At 38.9% G+C, this 20,847-nt stretch carries 17 protein-coding genes; 7 read left to right on the top strand and 10 right to left on the bottom strand.

All coding sequences use genetic code 11. The features are described from left to right. The first annotated feature begins 433 nt into the window (after positions 1 to 433). From SJY45_RS16510 to SJY45_RS16500, 3 genes are read left to right on the top strand one after another with little or no spacing between them, the layout of a single operon-like run. Positions 434 to 730, top strand: coding sequence for a hypothetical protein (locus SJY45_RS16510; protein ID WP_400072156.1), 297 nt, complete (start codon positions 434 to 436; stop codon positions 728 to 730). Between the two features lie 56 nt (positions 731 to 786). Further along, complete coding sequence (locus SJY45_RS16505; protein ID WP_215912940.1) at positions 787 to 1,422, top strand: vancomycin high temperature exclusion protein; 636 nt, start codon at positions 787 to 789, stop codon at positions 1,420 to 1,422. A gap of 51 nt (positions 1,423 to 1,473) precedes the next feature. After that, positions 1,474 to 2,727, top strand: coding sequence for an NRAMP family divalent metal transporter (locus SJY45_RS16500; RefSeq protein ID WP_400072154.1), 1,254 nt, complete (start codon positions 1,474 to 1,476; stop codon positions 2,725 to 2,727). A 15-nt stretch (positions 2,728 to 2,742) separates the two neighbouring features. Here SJY45_RS16500 and SJY45_RS16495 read toward each other — a convergent pair whose 3' ends face one another. The 7 genes from SJY45_RS16495 to SJY45_RS16465 all read right to left on the bottom strand — a co-directional run bounded on the left by SJY45_RS16495 (position 2,743) and on the right by SJY45_RS16465 (position 13,752). Further along, positions 2,743 to 4,680 carry an OmpA family protein gene (locus SJY45_RS16495; RefSeq protein ID WP_400072152.1) on the bottom strand — a complete coding sequence of 646 codons (1,938 nt, stop codon included), beginning with the start codon at positions 4,678 to 4,680 and terminating at the stop codon, positions 2,743 to 2,745. Positions 4,681 to 4,689: 9 nt separating this feature from the next. Next, positions 4,690 to 5,673, bottom strand: coding sequence for a type IX secretion system membrane protein PorP/SprF (locus SJY45_RS16490; RefSeq protein ID WP_215913990.1), 984 nt, complete (start codon positions 5,671 to 5,673; stop codon positions 4,690 to 4,692). Positions 5,674 to 5,681: 8 nt separating this feature from the next. Beyond that, the gene (locus tag SJY45_RS16485; RefSeq protein WP_400072150.1) at positions 5,682 to 9,389 is read right to left on the bottom strand and encodes a gliding motility-associated C-terminal domain-containing protein; all 3,708 of its coding nucleotides are present in this window, start codon (positions 9,387 to 9,389) and stop codon (positions 5,682 to 5,684) included. Between the two features lie 151 nt (positions 9,390 to 9,540). After that, entirely contained in the window at positions 9,541 to 10,428 is an 888-nt protein-coding gene (gene fabD, locus SJY45_RS16480; protein ID WP_400072148.1) for an ACP S-malonyltransferase, read from the bottom strand. 69 nt (positions 10,429 to 10,497) lie between these two features. Next, positions 10,498 to 11,007 carry a gamma carbonic anhydrase family protein gene (locus SJY45_RS16475; protein ID WP_400072146.1) on the bottom strand — a complete coding sequence of 170 codons (510 nt, stop codon included), beginning with the start codon at positions 11,005 to 11,007 and terminating at the stop codon, positions 10,498 to 10,500. 31 nt (positions 11,008 to 11,038) lie between these two features. After that, positions 11,039 to 11,767 carry a LytR/AlgR family response regulator transcription factor gene (locus SJY45_RS16470; protein ID WP_400072144.1) on the bottom strand — a complete coding sequence of 243 codons (729 nt, stop codon included), beginning with the start codon at positions 11,765 to 11,767 and terminating at the stop codon, positions 11,039 to 11,041. A gap of 29 nt (positions 11,768 to 11,796) precedes the next feature. Then, entirely contained in the window at positions 11,797 to 13,752 is a 1,956-nt protein-coding gene (locus SJY45_RS16465) for a histidine kinase (RefSeq protein WP_400072142.1), read from the bottom strand. Positions 13,753 to 13,997: 245 nt separating this feature from the next. On the opposite strand from SJY45_RS16465, the gene SJY45_RS16460 reads away from it, so the two are divergent. Beyond that, positions 13,998 to 15,185, top strand: a complete 1,188-nt coding sequence (locus SJY45_RS16460) for a VWA domain-containing protein (protein ID WP_400072140.1) — start codon at positions 13,998 to 14,000, stop codon at positions 15,183 to 15,185. A 78-nt stretch (positions 15,186 to 15,263) separates the two neighbouring features. Here SJY45_RS16460 and SJY45_RS16455 read toward each other — a convergent pair whose 3' ends face one another. After that, the gene (locus SJY45_RS16455; protein ID WP_400072138.1) at positions 15,264 to 16,280 is read right to left on the bottom strand and encodes a type IX secretion system membrane protein PorP/SprF; all 1,017 of its coding nucleotides are present in this window, start codon (positions 16,278 to 16,280) and stop codon (positions 15,264 to 15,266) included. A gap of 133 nt (positions 16,281 to 16,413) precedes the next feature. Between SJY45_RS16455 and SJY45_RS16450 the strand changes: the two genes are divergently transcribed. From SJY45_RS16450 to SJY45_RS16440, 3 genes are all read left to right on the top strand, one after another. After that, on the top strand, positions 16,414 to 17,328 hold the full coding sequence (locus tag SJY45_RS16450; RefSeq protein WP_400072136.1) for a NifU family protein: 915 nt from the start codon (positions 16,414 to 16,416) through the stop codon (positions 17,326 to 17,328). Positions 17,329 to 17,411: 83 nt separating this feature from the next. Beyond that, a complete protein-coding gene (locus tag SJY45_RS16445; protein WP_215438486.1) occupies positions 17,412 to 17,612 on the top strand; it encodes a dodecin family protein in 201 nt (66 codons plus the stop codon). A 243-nt stretch (positions 17,613 to 17,855) separates the two neighbouring features. Further along, entirely contained in the window at positions 17,856 to 18,692 is an 837-nt protein-coding gene (locus SJY45_RS16440) for a mechanosensitive ion channel family protein (protein WP_215438487.1), read from the top strand. Positions 18,693 to 18,707: 15 nt separating this feature from the next. On the opposite strand, the gene tsaB is transcribed toward SJY45_RS16440, so the two are convergent. Together tsaB and SJY45_RS16430 are read right to left on the bottom strand one after the other, a co-directional pair. Further along, complete coding sequence (gene tsaB, locus SJY45_RS16435) at positions 18,708 to 19,382, bottom strand: tRNA (adenosine(37)-N6)-threonylcarbamoyltransferase complex dimerization subunit type 1 TsaB (protein ID WP_215438488.1); 675 nt, start codon at positions 19,380 to 19,382, stop codon at positions 18,708 to 18,710. A gap of 98 nt (positions 19,383 to 19,480) precedes the next feature. Beyond that, positions 19,481 to 20,833, bottom strand: a complete 1,353-nt coding sequence (locus tag SJY45_RS16430; RefSeq protein WP_400072133.1) for a TolC family protein — start codon at positions 20,831 to 20,833, stop codon at positions 19,481 to 19,483. Positions 20,834 to 20,847: the final 14 nt, after the last annotated feature.

Below are 20,847 nucleotides of genomic sequence, written 5' to 3'. Positions count from 1 at the left end.
TGGGGTTAATTTTATTAAACCTAAGAAATCTATTTTGATAATAGAGTTCCGGAAAATTTAAAATAGCTGTTCTACCATATTTATCGATGAAATACACTATAACGTTTTCGCTTTCACAAAAAACCACTTGAAAAAATATGAAAAACACAGATTTTTCACACTTCCAGGAAAAAAATCGCAGCTCTAAAACTTCAGTGTTTCTTTTTAGAAATGATAACATTTGCCTTTTTATATAGATATTTTTGAAAAAGGTGAAATCTATATTTTCAAAAAGTTGACAGAATCATTTTAAATTAATGAACAAAATCCTACCACTCATCGAAAAAATCAATGTAACTCATAATTTTTAACGTTAACCTCTATACCTCGAAATCATAATATTAACAATATTAGGCTAGGATTAGTTTTAGCCTTCATCTAAATTTATAGCAATATGGCCTCGAACTCTACACAAACATCAATCAATTTACAACAGCCAAAATTTGAGCACCCAACGGAAAAATTGATTACAAAACTTCAACAAATAAAACTCAGGTTTCAATCTAATTACTATGGTAATTCCGATGGCAGAAAGTATGAGAAAGCTCGTAATTTTAATATTAGATTGAGCAACATTATTTTTGAGGCAAATACACTGACCTCAAAGTTAAATTTAGCTCCCAAAAGAGGGTATCTAAGCATACAATCGGAAATTCAACAACTAGAAAAGGATTTGAACGAGCTTATTTAAAAGAAAGCGCTCCTAGGCTTTCTTTTGCCTATATTTATATCATACTTAATATCTATATGAGAAAAAGGCTCTACAAAATTGGTGGATTACTTATTATAGTCCTTTTTCTCTTTATCCTGTTATGTGACTACATAATAAGTTCATCTGCAGAAGGCAAGACCTTTTCGGATTCAAATGAAATCACTAAAAACAGGGTCGGGTTGGTACTAGGAACTTCTAAAAAATTGATTGGAGGTCTTCCCAACCCGTACTATACTTACCGCATAAAAGCTACGGTTGAGCTTTATAATGCCCAAAAAATTGACTTTGTATTGGTAAGCGGCGATAACGGTACTCGCTATTACAACGAACCCAATACGTTCAAAAAAGATTTAATGGCCAACGGAATACCTCCTGAAAAAATATTTCTGGACTTTGCCGGATTTAGAACTTTGGATTCAATGGTTCGTGCCAAAGAAGTATTCGGATTAGATAACGTTACTGTTATATCTCAAGAATTCCACAACCAAAGAGCCATTTACTTGGCCGAGAAAAAGGGGTTAAAGGCTATTGGCTACAACGCAACAGGCATTAGTGGCAAAGAAGGTCTAAAAGTTCACCTACGGGAATATCTAGCGCGAGTTAAGGTATTTCTAGATTTACTTTTCAACACACAACCCAAGTTTTTTGGCGAACGTGTTGAAATAAAATAAACCTCCCTTTCATTTAAAAAACCTATTTTGGTTGCCTAAATTCATTTTAAGGTGTCAAAATTAAAAGTGCTTTTAAAAAATCTTGGGCCGGGTCTGCTGTTTGCCAGTATGGCAATAGGCACGTCTCACTTGGTTCTTTCTACAAAAGCTGGTGCCCAATACGGATGGGTAATGGCAATCCCTATCCTCTTGGCCAACATTTTTAAATATCCTTTTTTTGAGTTTGGGGTGCGCTACACCAATGTTACAGGAAAAACGCTTACGGAAGGTTACCTCAACCGAGGTAGAGGTTATTTGTGGTTTTATGCCATTATTACCCTAATAACCACTTTTACCATTCTAGCGGCTTTATATACGGTAACCGCCGGGTTGTTCATTAATCTTTTTCAGATATCTGAAACTTACATTAATTATATTTCTCTTGCCCTTTTTGCCTTTATCAGTCTCTTACTTATTATTGGCAAATATAGATTTATGGAGGTATCCCTAAAATTTGTGGTTTCCATTTTATTCCTTGCCCTTTTGGTCACCACGATTGTTGTTCTACTTAAAGGCCCCGTAGTACCGGTTTCAGACTTTACCTCACCACCAATTTTTGATAGCATGGGAATTCTTTTTCTCATTAGTTTAATGGGGTGGATGCCCACTACCGTAGAGGCTTCTAGCTGGGTAAGTCTATGGAGTGTAGAAAAATGGAAGACCCAACCCAAACCTTCCTTAAGGGAATCTCTACAGGAATTTAAGGTGGGGTATTTTACAACATCGTTATTGGCAATTTTCTTTCTGATAATCGGATGTATGACCCTCTATGGCACCAACACTGCGTTAAGTGGAAATGCAGTAACCTTCGCGGATCAAATCGTACAATTATTCACTACCCATATTGGACCATGGGCCTATATTCTTATTGCCATATCTGCCTTCGCAACCATGTTCAGTACGTGTATGACGGCACATGACGCCTTGGCCAGGGTTAGCCTAGATATTATAGACCTACTATTTTCTAACTTGAAATTGTCCGGAAATAAACGGATTTTCGCATTTGGCGTACTTGCCTTGGCATGTATAAACTTTACCGTTGTAAGTGTCTTTAAATCCAACATGGGGCAATTAGTGGCCTTGGCAACTTTTGTTTCCTTTGTTGTAGCACCTATTGTAGGGTATATGAATTTAAAAAATGTAATGAGCGAAGAAATACCGGAAGCAAATAAACCGAATAAACCATTGCAACTACTGACCTACTTAGGTATTCTCTTTCTATCGTTCTTTTCCGTATACTACTTTTATATTGTAGTCTTCAATTAACCGTAGTAACCAAGCTTACTTACTTAGTTCCTCATAATTCTCGATAACAAATAGCGTTCTAAGGTTTTGCTTATGTAAAAAGTCTAAACAGTACACGCCATTTGTACAGTTATTGGTGATTTTTTCCTCGCCATAACCAACGGCCTTGGTAATGTTTTCATTTGGCACTCCGTTCGCCAATAAATACGCTTTTATTGCTGCAGAACGTTTTTCAGATATACGTTTGTTAGAACTGCTACCTCCTCTACTATCCGTATGGGTCTCTATTGAAATTTTAAGTTTAGGGAATTTTTTTATGGCATCTACTACCTTGTCCAATTCCGGTGTCATGGCCAAGGTTACATTACTCTTGCCTGTCTCAAAATAGAAATTATTCAGGCTTAGCACATTCTTTCCTTCTTTCTCCCTAACAATATCCTCTAAAGAGACCAACTGTATTTGAGATGGCGCCTTCTGTAATTCTTCTAATTCCTTTGGATTGTATTTCTCTTTAAATGTTGAATAACCATCTTTGGAAATCTCCATGGAAACCACATCTGTATAGGGTATCTCTACTTGATAGGCACCATTGGCATTAGTAACCATTTGACTGAGTACAGCACCATCCTTATCAAAAACCGTTACGCCCACATTAGCTATAGGGGTATCGTAGGGAGGTTTCACTACCGTACCCTTAAATATAAGTGTGCGTGGCCCTGGTTTACTTGCTATCTTAAAGCCGTAAATATCATCATTACCTTTACCTCCTGGTCTATTAGACGAAAAATATCCCATTAGCTCATGTCCTTCGCTTGGGCGAATGATAAAGCCAAATTCATCATATTTTGTATTGATTCCTTCTCCTAGATTTACAGGAATACTTAAGGTGTTATCTGGCTGAATATTGCTTCGGTATACATCCATACCCCCATGTCCATAAAAAACATCGGAAGAAAAAAAGAGGCTATTATCGTAGACAAAAGGAGCAATTTCATTTCCAGGAGTATTGACTCTAGGCCCCATGTTGATGGGTTCGGACATAACCTGACCGTTATTGGTTACAACATAATAAAGGTCGGTTCCTCCATAACTATCATCAAAATTTGCAGCAAAATATAATCTTTCGCTTGCCGCATCGTAGAAAGGATAATAAAAAGACGTACTTAAGTCTTTTAGCAAAAACCGAAAAAGTCCGCCTTCATATGCCATACCAATTGCCAGTGCATTTTTTCCTTTCTCATCAAACGAAAGTTGTTTTCCGTTAGCATTGGAAAGTACATAGTACGTTCCTCCTGTAATACTGGAGTAGAAAGGTGTTGATTTATGAAAAGGGGAATCTGGCACGCCTTTGTATACATTAACATTGCTGATGTTTCCACCCTTTTCTATATCGGCCTCATAAATATCCAAGTACGACTCCCCAGATGGCCCATAAATACGTTTTGACTTGTTCTTTCTACCACTACTAAACAGCAACTTGTCTTCGTGAAAAGCAGGTGAAAAATCGGAAAATTCACTATTACCGTTCAATGTAAAAATAAAGAACCCTGCAGATTCCGTTTCTTTGTTATCCTGTAGTAAATAATTGAAGTCAGCATTTTCTACCAATTCACTTTCAAGAACATTGCTTTTGGACTTCAAAAAGGCCTTTACTCTTTCCTGTTCCGAGATTTTAGCCAAGCTCTGCAACATCTTATTAAACCGATGTGCAGACATGATAGTATCGTTCTTATTAATATCTAAATATAATTTAGATGCTTTATTATATTCTCCCGTTTTAAAATAGGAATCGGCCAAATTCAAGAGTTGATGGTTGGTAATGAACTTACCCTCTTGCATTTGTTTGTTATATTCTAAAATAGCATCTTCATACGCATAACTATAAAAATACTTATCGCCCTTAGATGTCATTTCTTGACCGAACGAAGGTACCACGGTCAACGTAAAAAGTAATATGAAGATTTTGAATTTCATAGTCTAATATTAGAAAAATCTTGGCGTATCTATTTGTTTTGGTTTTCCTTTTAAGCTCTTGTTGCTTCCTCCAGAACCATCACCCTTACCCAAGAAGAACTTAAGAATAACTTCATGGGAACCACTACTAAACTCTCCTAGTGGGTTTGTGTTGTAATCATAAGAATAACCAATAAAGCTACCGCTCGTAATCTGAAAGCCAACTAAACCGCTAACGGCACTCCCCAAACGATAGGATGCGCCCATTGTAAACCGATCATTAAACAAAAAGTTAGCACTAAGATTGGTGTTCAACGGAGCTCCGTTAATATAATTCAATAAAAAAGCGGGTTTGAACTTTAATGTTTCCGAAACATCAAAAACGTACCCCCCAATAAAATTGAATTGCATTTTATCCTCTATAATCGTGGCGACATCATCATTATAAATCCCATCAGTTAAAAAATTGGGAATAGACGCTCCTAAATACCAAATATCATCTTCATACAAGAAGAAACCAGCCCCAATAGTCGGGTAAAATTTTGAAATGGTCTCACGCCCTAGGATAGGTTCTCCGGGGTTTTCGAACGTACCCTTTGAAAAATCTACATTTAAGAATGAACCACCGGCATCCATACCAAAAGAAAGCTTTGCTTTATCCGATACATTAAATTGATAGGAATAAGCCAACTCTACATATGTCTGAGTTGATGGCCCCAATTGGTCGCTTATAATATTGAACCCCATGCCTGTTCTTTCATTGGCAAATGGTATGTTGGTACCTAAGCGAATCGTACGGGGAGACCCATCTACATCTAACCATTGAGCTCTATAGGCAGCTGCTATTTCAGGATTCTGAACCGACCCCACATAACCAGGGTTGAAGCTACCAATATTGTACATATACTGCGTATACTGTGGTTCTTTTTGGGCAAAACCGTTTGCCGAAATGAACAATACACCTATAGCAAAGCAGATGTAACCGTAAAAGGATTTTAATGTTCTATACTGCATTATCCAAATTATCTTATGAGCTGTATCCAGCCTTTTTTAGTGGTATTGGTATCAAAACCTTCTACTTCTTCTTGTAAGGTTAAATTCAAAACGTAGAAGTAAGTACCGTCTGGGGCCTCTTTACCTTCCCACATTCCGTCCCAAATAATTTCCTCGGTCATCTGATCGCCCTCGAAAACCACTTTTCCATATCTATTGAAAATTTTAATATCGTAAACAAGGTCTACCGGGGTTGAATTGAAAGTACCATCTTCATTTCTCTGATACTTATTGATTTTTAATTCATCATTTACACCGTCATTATTTGGCGAAAATTGATTAAAAATCAATCCAAGATCTAAATCGGATTTTCTTGAGACCCTAACACGTACCGAATCAATATTATTCTCGTACTTGCCTTCACTATCTACAGGTGAAGACCTTATTATTTCAGCTTGATTAATAAATTCTCCTTCTAAAGGAACCAAAACCCTTATTTCCAGAGTAGCCACCTCCCTATGTATAAGTTCAGGAATAGTCCACAAACCGGTTTGAAGACTATATTCTCCTTTATCAGCTACATGGTCTATATAATCAAAGCCACTTTCGCTTTCCTCGGCAATGACATCTAAAACTTGAATACCGGAAACTGCATCAATTTCGGACTCATTGGTAACCTTTATAGTAAAGACAACCTCCTCACCAATTAAAGGGTTTACTTCACTTAGATTATTTTTTATACTGAAAGCATCCTCTGGGTCAACTATTCTTGCAAACTTTTCCAATACCAAATCAATACCCTCGGGCAAATCAATATTTAAAGTCACCTCTGAGCTGTCATTATCCGGATTTTCATCAACGGGAAAAGACTGCAACAATTCGGCAACATTGGTATATGGTCCGCCATCTAGAACATCAACAGTTATACTTAAAGTTACTGTTCCATTAGCCGGAATCTCGGCAATTGTCCATTCACCAGTAGCTACTATGTAACTTCCTTCTGTAGCCGTATGTGATTTATACTCAAAGCCGGTTTCTAGCATTTCACCAATAGTAACATTTCTCGCTACCCTATCGGACAAATTATTTACCGCTATGGAAAAAATAACCTCATCTCCCGCTATGGCTTCGACCTTATCAACCGTTTTTACAACCTGAAGATCTATTGGTGTAGGATCGCAATTTCCATTATTGATATCGGGATCACAAGCATCTAGAGGATTGGTACCGTCTGCCTCCTCTTGACCATCGGTAATTCCATCTCCGTCCGTATCACAAAGTCCGTTGGAGTTATCCGGAATACAGGCATTATTGTTGGCTGGATCTAACTGATCAACAACACCATCTAAATCCGAATCCAAAACATTAGAATCCAACGCATCTATAATACCATCACCATCTTCATCTAAAGGGTTATCAAAATCATCACCAACTTCGTCTCCGTCGTTTATTCCATCATCATCCGAATCCGGATTGTTTGGATCGGTTCCCAAAGTAGATTCTAATCCACCCAACAACCCGTCTCCATCGTCATCCGTATCACAACTGCTCACTGAAATTGTAAGCTCCGCTGTTTCATTTTCGCAAGGCGCCTGCGCTCCCGTGGTTGTATATTCAAAAACATATGTACCATTGGGCAAACCTTGAAAATCTACTACATTTTCTCCATTTATAGCAGGAGTAGCCGGACCAGAGGCCCATGCCCATGTACCCGCACTTGCTGCTTCCGAGAAAGTAGTATCTAAATCCAATGTGGTTGTTCCAAAGTTGGAATCATTACAAGAAGATGCGTCCTCTGGAGCTCCTGCAGTAACAGGAGGAAAAATAACCGCCTCAACCTGTACCCTTGGCGATGATTTACACCCATTGGCTTCTGCTTCCACATAATAGGTAGTTGTACTTGCTAAATTGTTAACGGCAAAACTAGCTCCTGTACCCACTGGTGAACCACCCGTAGCACGTGTAAACCAATTAATCGTAGCGTTTTGGGTTGCCGTAGCCCTAAGCACCACCCTTCCCGGACCACATCTACTGTCGCCCGCTGAACTTGTAATTTCCGGTGTTTCACTCTGAGCCAGCGTTAATGTTAACAAAGGGCTGGCGCAATCGTTTACCGCATCGTAATAAAATCCATAATATGTACCTGGCAAAGGATCATTTAGCCTGTTATTAGGAACAAAGCTACCCGTGGGGTCCGCATCATCGGTTGCCCAACGCAATACGGTACCGTTAGGCCCACTATTAGGCGCATAATCGTTTAGACCAGTGGTTATGTCATCACAAAAAGTTCTCTGTATACTCGTATCTAGAACCGGAGCTGCGTTTCCAGCGGTACAAGGGTCACAATCATCAACATTTATAGTTACCGATATAGAATCATTAGTACAAGGTGCCTCAGCACCTGTTGTTGTAAACGTATAAACATAAGCGCCTGCAGGCTGCCCTCTAAAGTTAACTTGATTATTGGCTCCCGTAGGATTAACCGTTGCTGGTCCTGAAGTATAGGTCCATGTACCTGCATCGTTACCTGTAATTAATGAATTTAATGGAATACGAGTTGGCCCAAAATCATCATTGGCATTATTACATGCGTTTGACGGAGTAGTTACCGTGCCTACGGACGGTGGTGTGTTAAAAGTTATGGTAACAGGGCTACTGGCCGTAAAACAAGAATTATCATCTGCCCAATAAACGGCATGATAAGTTCCAATAGCAGTTATATTAGGGCTAGGTAATAGAGCCCCTACTGTAGTTGGATTTGCATTATTACTCCATCGTAATGAACTACCCGCTGGAGCACTATTTGCACCTCCGGTTACGTACGTATTTAAATTAACAGTAGCAGTAGGAGGGTTACAAACCGCATTTGCCCTTCCATTTATGGTTGGTGGGGTATCTCCTGCGGCACAATCATTATCAATAATTGTTACCGTGCGTTGCGCAACAGGCATTTGAGTGTACGAAAATTGTGTAGTGTTACTTGGGTTTCCGAGTGTTAAGATTATAGTTTCGTTGGCTTCAGGGTCCGTATCAGGTGTAGGGTCTACGACTATTGTCTGCGGGGCATTCCCGCCATTAGGAAAAACCAATTGACCACTTGCAGGACCAGGAGCTGTATAATCCGTACCGTATGTTGCAGTACCTTGATTTGCTCCCGCCGCATTAAAATTATAGGGAACGGTAACGGCCGCTCCTGTGGCATTTACCTTATCAAGAGAAAGCGTATAGGTTGCGGTAGCCGCACCATCTTCAGCTAATGTAGCCGGCGTTCTGCTTAAGGTAAAAGTACCTGTATCATTGTCCGCAATAGTAAAACTGACACTGTTGTCCGTAGCACTAATTGCAGCCCCATTAGTAGCACTTGCAATAGAAACAACAATGGTTTCACCGAGCTCTACTAGCTGATCATCATTAATATTAACATCTACTTGTTCCGATCTATTTCCTGAATTGAAGGTATAAGAGGTAGTTAGTGCCTGAAAATCAGCCCCGCTATTAGCCGTGCCGGTAACCGCTAAAGTTACTGCACTCGCAGCGAAGAACCCCCCTCCGGTCATCTGAACCGTAAAAGACCCGGCAGGACCACCTTCAGCAGGTTCAGTGGCTGTACGTGTAATTGATATCTCTTGAGCACTGGCCAAGGAGCCAACACCTAAAAATAAAAGCAACAATAGAACGGTTTTGCCATGTGCTCTCAAACTACGGGCAAAGCGAGCTTTTTTCTTTTTCAATTTCATAACTGTCCTTTGAACAAAAATTCAATTCACAGCGAATAAAGTAGGTCCTGGCTAAATGGGCATCAATATTACTAAAAAAATCATCCACAACCGTAAATTTGGGGTTAAATCAAGGTTTAATGGATGAACTACATCATATACGGATGAAACATCAACTTGGGATATCTGCCGACTGACTTTCTGCTCCTGGAGCGATTTTTCTAACCAACCCTTGCAACACTTTACCTGGGCCAACCTCTATAAACAGGGAGGCTCCATCGCTTACCATATTCTGCACACTTTGTGTCCATTTTACAGGAGCGGTCAATTGTGAAATAAGGTTCTTTTGAATTTCAGTGGAGTCACTTACCGCTACGGTAGTAACATTTTGATAAACAGGACATTTTGGCGTTGCAAAAGTGGTATTTTCTATTGCCGATGCCAATTCTTCTCGTGCAGGCTCCATTAAGGGTGAATGAAATGCGCCTCCTACAGGAAGTACCAAAGCCCTTCTTGCTCCTGCTTCTTTCATACTTACACAAGCTGCTTCTATGGCTTCTACCTCTCCGGAAATCACCAATTGACCTGGGCAGTTGTAATTAGCGGCAACTACAACACCCGGTGTCTCTGCACATATTTTTTCTACTATAGCATCTTCCAACCCTAAAACAGCCGCCATAGTGCTCGGTTTAAGCTCACATGCTTTTTGCATGGCCAAAGCACGCTGCGAAACCAATTTTAATCCATCTTCAAAACCTAGCGTTCCGTTGGCTACCAAAGCAGAAAACTCTCCCAAAGAATGACCGGCAACCATATCCGGCTTAAAACTGTCACCCATTACCTTACTAAGAATTACCGAATGTAAAAAAATGGCCGGCTGGGTAACTTTGGTCTGTTTTAGGTCTTCCGGGGTACCTTGAAACATAGTATCGGTAATGGAAAAACCAAGAATTTCATTTGCCTGCTCAAACAGTTCTTGAGCCAGTGGATATTTTTCATAAAGGTCCAAGCCCATACCTACAAACTGTGCTCCTTGTCCGGGAAATATATATGCGTTCATTCTTTTTAATTTTTTAGTGCGTGCAAAAATAGCAAATTAAGTACAAGTCCCAAGTACAGGGCACTGTTCTTACTCCTTAAACCAACTACTGTACATAACATAATTATTGGCTATACGGTCTATTTCCCCTGAACTTAGTTCAGGACTTATGTCCTTTATCTTTTTTGCGGGTGTACCCGCAAATACACTTCCCGAGGGAATATGCGTGCCTTTTGTAACCACAGCTCCTGCCGCTATAATACTATTGCTCTCTACAATACAATCATCCATAATGATACTTCCCATACCTACAAGCACATTATCTTTTAAAGTACACCCGTGAACAATGGCGTTATGACCTATTGAAACGTTATTACCGATTGTTGTCGGCGATTTTTGATAAGTACAGTGCACTATAGCTCCATCCTGTACATTAACCTTATTACCCATTTTTATAAAATGCACATCTCCCCTAAGTACGGCATTATACCAAATACTACATTGGTCTCCCATAGTTACATCACCAACAATGGTTGCATTCTCGGCAATAAAACAGTCCGCTCCAAATTGTGGGGTTTTCCCTTTAATCGTTTTTATCATCCTAATTTCCTTTACCCTAATTCTATATGTTCTAAAAATACGCCAAAAACTCTTTTTTCTTAGAGGCCGAAACCAATAACTCTTTTCCGTTTGAAACTACCACACTACCTCCCTTTCCCTTCCTATACTTCACCACCTCATTAACATTCACTAGATATGATTTATGAATGCGAGCAAATGAAAAGCCGGCCAAGGCATCCTCAAAATACTTTAGGGTCTTGCTGACCAAAATCTTTTTATTCTCTAGATAGATTTCGGTATAATTATCATCGGCTTTGCAATAAAGAATATCAGCAACATTAAGCACCTGAAAACCGTCTTGCTGCGGGAGGGTTATCTTCCCTTCTACGGATTTCAATTTAGGTTGTAATACCGTATCCGCCAGCTCAATTTCTTTTTGTTTAATTTCTTGAACATACTCCACCGCCTTTATCAATTCATCAATATTTATGGGCTTCATAAGATAATAGGCCGCATGGCTGTTCAAGGCATCCATGGCATATTGGTTGTAGGCTGTTACAAATACGGTCTCAAACGTACGGTTAGGCAACTGGTCCAGTAAATCAAAGGCATTGCCAAAAGGCATTTCAACATCTAAGAACACAAGGTCCAATTCATGCTTTTGTATAAGCTCCAATCCTTCTTGAATAGATGCAGCCTCCCCAACCAAATTGACATCAACACAGTATTTTCCTAGATAGTTCCGTAATATTTCACGGCTATTGGCTTCGTCCTCTACAAGTATGGCGTTTAATTTCATATTGGAATTTTAATTGAACAAGCAGCTTATCAATCTTTTCGTAAAACGAATACCACCTTGGTTCCCGAGCCCTCTTTGGTAAGGTCAGAAATAGCAACATCTACCTTATTTTTATACATATCGTTCAGAATGGCAATACGTTTTTTGATGTTTCCCATTCCCTTGGATTTTTGTTTCTTTTGGTTCTGGGTTTTCAGTTGAGATGATTTTTTTCTACCTATCCCATTATCAGTAATGGTTATTTCTAGGGATGTTGCCCCTTTTGGTTTTACATCGATTTTTAAAAGCCCCTTTTCATCTTTATATCTAAGCCCGTGCCAAATAGCATTTTCTATATAAGGCTGAAGCAACATAGGCGGAATTTCAAAAGCCGAAACATCTAGCCCCTTATCTACATTTAACTCATAACTGAACTTTTCCGGAAAACGGGAATGCTCTAACTTTACATAGAGCTCCAATAATTCCAATTCCTTGGACAGGGGAATAAAATCTTCTTCGGAATTTTCCAAAACCGAACGCATTAAGGTTGAAAATTCACTTAAAAACCGATTGGCACTACGCTCATCACTCTTTGCGATGTAGTTGTTGACGGAGTTGAGGGCATTAAAAATAAAATGTGGATTCATCTGCGAACGTAGCGATTTCAGTGCCAAGAGATTGTTCGCTAATTTCTGTTGTTGATTGCTACGATAAAAGAAAAATGCGGCCAGACCTAATAAAATCATCCCGAATATCAGGGAATAAATAATCCACTTTTGGCGCTTATTACTCTCCTGAATGAGCTGCTGGCCCGTTACCGCTAAGTCATATTTGCTTTGAGACAACTCTCTTTCTTGCTCCAAACCAGAAATACGGTTTTGCTTAGAAGCTATTTCACGATTGAAAAGTGCCGCCCTAGAGATTTCCTGTTCCTTTTGTACATACAGACTATCTACCAAGGACACATAATTACGATAGGTTTCAAAAGCCTTTGGATAGTCTCCCTTATATTCAAACACCTCGGAAAGTTTGCGTGTTGCATCTTTTTGCACCACTAGGTCATTCTCCGAACCTGCCTCTTCTATACTCTCTTTAAGGTATGGAATAGCCTCATCATACTTGTCCTGAGCAATGTATGCACTGGCAATTTTGTAATTGATACGTTGCGAGGTAATAGAATCAAAATCCCCTCGAGCCTCTTTTTTAGTAGTTCTTCCCTTAGGTAGGGTCTTTAATTCGTTAAGGCTTTTTTTACGAAGTTCAATTTCAGCACCATATTGACTTTTTTGATTGTAGAAATCGGCTACTTTTTCTTTTTCCTGTACTGCTCGCTTGGGCTCCAGACCTTCGGTTAATTGCAAGGAACTATTGTAGTACGCACCTGCCTCAACCAACTTATCATCTTGAGCATACGTATCGGCGATTTTTGAATTTAAATCGGCCACTTTTGGAGATATCTGGTTCTTTCTAGCCACGATTAACCCTTCCTCATAAAAAGCTACGGCTTTATCTGCCAAATCTAATCCACGGTAAGCATCGCCCAAGTTTTCGTTCAAGCTCACCTTTTGATCGGGCTTAAGGTTTTCTATTTTCAGTAAAGGCTGCAGTTCTTTTTCCGCTTCAGAAAATTGTTTGTTCAAAATATAGGCTTCACCCAAGAGCAAGGTGGTCCGGGTAGATTTGTGGGCTTCCAGAGCATCCTTATAATTGGTAATGGCCAAGTCATATTGTTTATGATATTGATATACTTCACCCAGAGCGACCAATGATTCCGAAAGCGATTTTTTATCAGCTTGCTTCCCAAGAACGGCAATGGAATTGGTGATATAATCTATGCTTCTTTTAATATCACTTTGCTTGTAGGAGTTGGCAGAATCCAAATATACTTTATGAAGACTACTTTGCGGCTGAGCCATTTTGCTACTGCGCACCTCTTTTTGCGCCCAAGAGTTCATTGTGGAGCACCCAATAAAAAGGAAAAACAATATGTAGCGAACTGTTTGCATTTGATTATTTGTACAACGTAAACTTAGTTGAATTATGCGTCATTAAAAAACGTCATCTGTCACTAAATGGGCGAAAAATGAATTGTTTTAAAGGCTTCACATACCCAAAAGGAACGTTCCCTCTTCCAAAAGGCCACTTCACTCAAAACAGGTTTTACAAGAATTAAGTTGCTTCTACTTTTACCTCATCAATAACACTTACAAAAACATTAATCCCCTCTTAATAGAGTTCAAAAAATTAAATTATGAAAAACATTAGACAGATTCTAGGATTGGCTTTTATGTCACTTGCTTTAACAAGCATGTACGGCTGCGAGCTAAAAACCAAAAAAGAAACAACAAAACCTGTATTGGCCCAGGTTTTCTTACCAGATACAAATGACAGGCCTAAAAGCAATACCGTTAAAATTGCCCTTTTATTGGATACTAGCAATAGTATGGATGGACTCATCAACCAAGCTAAGTCTCAACTTTGGGACATTGTAAACAAGTTCACCTATGCTAAGTGTGGCAACGAGCAACGCCCGGAATTACAAATTGCCCTTTATCAATACGGAAACGACAACCTATCCTCTAGGGAAGGGTATATTCAGCAAGTATTGAATTTTAGTGGAGACTTGGACGAGATTTCAGAAAAGCTATTCTCATTGACCACCAATGGAGGCGAAGAATATTGCGGCGAGGTTATCCACACTTCTTTAAAACAATTGAATTGGGGCGATAATCCCGATAATCTTAAAATGATTTTCATTGCAGGTAACGAGCCGTTTACCCAAGGAAAATTAAACTATAAGGACGCGGTCACCAATGCCAAAGAAAAAGACATTGTAGTCAACACCATTTTCTGCGGGAACTATGAGCAAGGTATTAACTCCGATTGGAAAAACGGCGCCACTTTAACCGGAGGTGAATATATTGCTATTGACCACAATAGAAAAGTCGTTCATATTGATACACCTTACGACGATGTTATTATACAATTGAATTCCAAACTAAACCAGACCTATATTTCGTACGGTGCTATGGGAAGTGTCAAAATGGAAAAACAACGTACTCAAGACTCCAACGCTTATGAACTGGAAGAAGCCGTAGCGGTAAAAAGAGCCGTAAGTAAAAGCTCCAGACTTTACAACAACAAGAACTGGGATTTAGTTGATGCCCTAGAAGATGAGTCTTTTGATATTGCCATGCTTGAAGAAACCGAACTACCAAAGGAACTAAAAGGGAAGTCAAAAACCGAAATGGAAGCTTATGTTCAAGAAAAGAAGAACGAACGAAGTAAAATCAAAAATGAGATTCAAGAATTAAATGCTAAACGTGAAAAATTCATTGCTGAACAACACAAAGAAGGCGAAAAGGGAGAGCTAGAAAATGCAATGTTAGAGGCGATTAAAAAGCAAGCAGCTCAGAAAAATTATAAGTGGGAAGAATAAACCTCCTACATCTTAAAGCAAAAAAGCATCCCGATATACCGGGATGCTTTTGTATTATATCTAGTTATATTTATGACTTTACTGTGCCGCAGGACAATAACAATCGTACTTACGTTCTTTTTGACCAAAATCGTAACCTAAGGTTATTTGGTGAAATCCCCCATTATCAAAAACAACACTTCCTGATTGATAGGAATAATTATAGGACACCATAAAATTTCCAACATTAGCACCCACAATAGGCGTAAACAATTGTAATCGCTGTTCACCAAAGCTATCTGCGGTTGCAAACTGGGCGCCTTCAAAACTTCTACGGTATGAAAGTCCGCCCCAGATACGTCCAAAATCTACATCCTTATATACTTTGGCATTTAAATCTATAGATTTCTCCTCTGTAAATTCACTCATCTGAAACAAAATAGAAGGCTCTAGCTGCCATTCTTGCTTACCAAAAATGTATCCTACAGAAAATAAATACCTTCGTAAATTATCAATTACGGGCACATTTGCAGGATCCTGTCGGCCAAAACGATATAAATTACGCTTACTACTTAACAGATTGTTTACCGCAAAATGGGCGTAAAACTCCATAAAATTATAGGAGAAGCCCAAATCAACATTAAAGTAACCTTCGCTTATTTTACTACCTATCAAAGCATTATCAGGTTGTGCCGAACGAAATTCGGTTTCATCCAAGCTGCTTTGTAAATACGTTGGGCTCAATCCAAAAGACAACTGGTTTAAAGTACGGCCATCTCCACCAAGCTTTAAATGATGCGCATAGGTCAGTTTTACGCCGGTCTGAGCGTGATAACCGTTGGCGTCATTAAAAACAATGGCTCCCACCCCACTATTACTTTCCCCAATTCTAAAATTGGCATTTATGGTCTGTAAATTAGGAGCGTCATCAACATCAAACCACTGCATTCTTGCCGTAGCTCTTATCTTTCCTCCCTCGGTAATACCGGCCATTGACGGGTAAACCAAATAATAATTATCGGATAAATAATCAAAATAAACGGGAATACCCTCTTGAGCGTTAGATTGAAATGCAAAGGATAGGGATGCAAGCAAGAGCAGTAAACGATATTTCATCTGTTTGATATAGAGGATGATTGATTGATCGGTTAAATATAAGATATAACGGATGAAACGTAACATTATTATATAGGCAATTCCATACGAACTGTTCAAAAATAGGTTGTATTTTTACAAAAATTTTGACACCATGAAGGAGTACACAATTACGGTTGTTAAAACCAACAACCCAGCGATTCTAAAATTTGAGACGAATCATTTTTTAACTAAAAGCAAGAACTACGAGTTCAAGAATATAGACGAGGCCAAGAATTCACCTTTGGCACAACAACTTTTTTATCTTCCATTTATCAAAACCGTATATATCTCGGGAAACTTTATTGGCCTAGAGCGGTATGATATTGTAGACTGGGAAGATGTAAAGGATGAAGTGGCCCAGCAATTGGTAGAGTACCTTAACGCTGGCGAGCCGGTTGTAAACGAAGTTGAGGAAACCACTAAAAAAGTAGCCATTACGGTTTATGCAGAGGTTACTCCTAACCCATCTGTAATGAAATTTGTTGCTAACAAACCTATTGTTCCAGCAGCATTTGAATTCAAAAATATAGACGAGGCTAAAAATTCGGAATTGGCCAAACAGCTATTTAATTTTCCATTTGTAAAGGAAGTTTTCTTTGACCTTAACTATGTTTCCGTTAGCAAATATGATGTAGCGGAGTGGGAAGATGTTACCATGCAATTGCGCGAGCACATACGAGAGTACCTTGCTGATGGTAACGAGGCCGTGTCCGAAAGTGCAATAGCCAAGACAAAAGAAGCTGCTCAGGATAGTTCATCACCTAATCAACCTGTAGCAGAATTGGATGACACTTCTCAACAAATAGTAGACATCCTAGAAGAGTACGTAAAACCTGCTGTTGCCAGCGATGGTGGAAATATTCTTTTTCAATCCTATGAAGAAGATAGCAAAACGGTAAATGTTATACTGCAAGGGGCCTGTAGCGGTTGTCCTTCCTCTACCTTCACTTTAAAAAATGGAATTGAAACCATGTTGAAAAATATGATGGGTGACAAAGTAAACGAGGTAGTGGCCATTAATGGCTAATGGACTAATTTTTATAGGTTTAGAATCAAGAATCCTGTTCAATAATTTCGTAATTTGAAACGAATCATAAAAAACAGAGTATTATGGCAGTTTTAAAAGTTATAGAAGTATTGGCAAATTCCGATAAAAGTTGGGAAGATGCAGCCAAACAAGCGGTTGCCCAAGCATCTAAATCAGTAAAGAATATTAAATCCGTTTACATTAACGAGCAAAGCGCTACAGTTAAAGATGGTAAAATGGATAATTATCGAGTAAACGTAAAAATTACCTTTGAGGTAAATTAGTACGGAAACCAAAACTAAAAAAAGCGTTGTAATCCTATTACAACGCTTTTTTTTATTGCTTGAATCCCTAAGATTAGTTGTATATCAACAGAAACACAGGCTAGATACACAGTCAATTTGGGCACATATAAACAAACTATTAACGCATTTAATTTTTGCACTCCGGATTAACAATAGTTTAATTAACTGAGTTTGATTGAAGCCTTTGATTTTAGTATGTTGCTCCCTTAAAAAAAATAGTACATGGAAAAATTTGCAGATTACCAAGAACATATTGATAAAGCTATAGATTGGATATGGGAGGTCTTGCCCGATGTTGTTATGGCCCTCATTATTCTGGTAGCCGGATTATGGGTGATTCGATTTTTGAATAAAATGGTCCGTAAGTTCTTCGAAAAGAAAGACTATGACCTAGCCTTAGAAAGTTTTCTACAGAGTTTTATAAGTATAGCACTCAAAGTCTTACTTTTTGTTTTGGTCATAACCCAATTGGGAGTTAAATCGTCATCACTTATTGCTATTATTGGTGCTGCCGGTCTTGCTATTGGTTTGGCCCTACAGGGTTCGCTTTCCAATTTTGCCGGTGGCGTACTTATCCTACTGTTCAAACCTTTTAAAATAGGCGATTGGATTTCAGCTCAGGGGGTTGATGGCTCCGTAAAGGAAATTACTATTTTCTACACCAAGGTAAACACCTTTGGCAACCAATTGGCTATCATACCAAACGGACAATTATCCAATAACAACGTGGTAAATTATAGTGCGATGCCAACAAGACGCGATAATATAAAGGTGGGTATTGGCTATAGCTCCAATATCAAAACCGCTAAAGATATCATGCTAGACATTTGTCAAAAAAACGAGAACGTACTTAAAGACCCCATGCCAGAAGTGTATGTAGATAGTTTGGGCGATAGCTCCGTAAATCTAACATTAAGGTTCTGGGCAGAGAATTCCGTCTTTTGGGCAGCTCACTTCTTTATTATTGAAGAAGTAAAAAGAAGGTTTGATGAAGCAGAAATTGAAATTCCGTTCCCACAACGTGATGTTCATGTAAAGGGTGAATCCTTAAAAGCTTAAATCAAAGCAACAGAATTATTTCTTTTTCTGTTGAAGGATAAAATCTTTTAAATAATAAGGCTCAAAGTAGGCTACATCTTCAAAGTGGCCTGCTTTGAACTTTTTATAGGACAAGCGGGCCATTTCATTTGCCGAAGGTACTACGGAAGTATCAAAACTTAAATTAGTGTTTGAGAGCACGGATTTACACTTTTCGGCGCCATTACCCACCAATAGAACCTTACCTTTTTTCATAAATTCAGCGAATGAATCTTCATCAATAATTTCGGCTTCGGTGGGTCTTACCTCGTTTTTATCCTTGTCAAAAACGGATGAGTACACCTCCATACGCCGCGCATCCAATACGGGAATTACAAAATCTATTTCCTTGGAAGATACTTGCTCTGCCATACTCTCTAGAGTGGCAATTGAAATTAAAGGTATATCCAAAGCAAAACATAATCCTTTAGCCGCAGAAACCCCAATACGAAGACCCGTGTATGAACCCGGACCTTTACTGACTGCAATGGCATCCAATTCAGAAGCATCCATATTTACCTCCTTGAGCACCTCTTGAATAAAAACATGCAACTGTTCAGCATGTGAATAATTAGGCGTATCGTGCTCTTTAATGACTAAAACACGCCCCTCTTTAGCTATACTTACCGAACAATTGGTAGTAGCCGTTTCTAAGTTTAATATTATGCCCATACGGCTGCAAAGATACACGAGAAGGTTTAATTTACATACAAAAAAAGACCCGCCCAGTATTACACTAAGCAGGTCTTCAGTTTTTGGTAATTAGAATCTTATTTCAACTCCAAAGGCAGTCCAAAATAGAACTCCAATACCTTAAGTCTAAAAATATAGTCATACTTGGTACGGATCAATTCAGCTTCTGCATTATCTACCCTTGATTGTGCCTGACTAAAGTCAAAAGCATTCATAAGGCCAACATCATAACGTTCTTTTGAATAATCGTAGGCAAGACGTCTTGCATCCAACGTTTTTTGGGCCGCATCATAGGCCTTTGAAAAACTCTTGACATCTACATATGCTTGATTGATGCTAGTCTCCAAATCCAATTTATCCTGTTCCAACTGCAATTTGGCCTTCTCAACATTAATTTTAGAGCGCTTTATATTGTTCTTTACGGCAAAACCATTAAAGATTGGAATATCCAACCTAGCTCCATAAGAAATACCGTCATTAATCCATAATTGGTTTACAAAACTCTCTGCAGGAACCAGCCTTCCCGTAGCACTATCAAATCCGCCTTGATCTGAATATCTGGTATTGTAATTAAAGAAAGCCCCCAAGGTCGGGTAAATAGCGCCCTTTGCGATATCCAAATCTTTCTTGGCCAAATCTATATTGGATTGCGAAAATTTAATGTCGTTTCTAAAAGTTAAGGCCTCTGCAAAAATTTCTTTTGGTGATTTTGACTGCACCTCGGATGGAGGAACCTCAAAATCGGCATCCAAGACATCAAAATTTTCATAATCCGTTATCTGAAGCAATTGCGCCAGATTGATACGGGAAATCAACACTTGGTTCTGCGTATTTACGATTTGTTGTTCAAGGTTTGCGGCAGTTGCCTCTATTTCCAATAAATCTCCCTTGGGAATAACACCGGCATCCACCAATTCCTTAGACCTTTTTAAATCCTGTTCGGACACAGCAAACTGGGCTTCAAAAACCTTTAATGTTTCCTTATTTGAGAGTATCTGCAAGTAGGCATTGGCTACACTCAAGCGAATATCGTCCTTAAGATCATCCAAACGGTATTGATTGGATAATGCGTTCAGTTTAGCCCGATTTAAACGGTGTAGATTTCGCAAACCGTCAAAAAGTGTCAAAGACGATGTCAACCCTCCATTGGCAGATAAAATTGTTGTTGTTACCGGCTGATTGGTGGTTGGGTCAAACGAAAGACCTGTACTACCAGTTACGCTTGCACTAGAATTCACCGCAGGTAACATTGCTCCCACCGCGTCCGATTTATCTATTTGTGCATTTTGCAGATCCAACTCATACTGTTCTACGGAAAGGTTATGTTCAACCGCATAGTCTACACACTCCTGCAGCGTCCATTTTTTCTGCTGGGCGCTAACGGTCCCAATAGAAAATAAGAGCAGTAATGCTGTTAGTTTAAAATTCATGTTTTGATTATTTG

Origin of the sequence: Zobellia russellii (assembly GCF_044597075.1) — a bacterium.
Classification (GTDB): Bacteria; Bacteroidota; Bacteroidia; order Flavobacteriales; family Flavobacteriaceae; genus Zobellia; species Zobellia russellii.
Note: the sequence above shows the minus strand (reverse complement) of the source record. Positions and strands in the feature narration are given on the sequence as shown.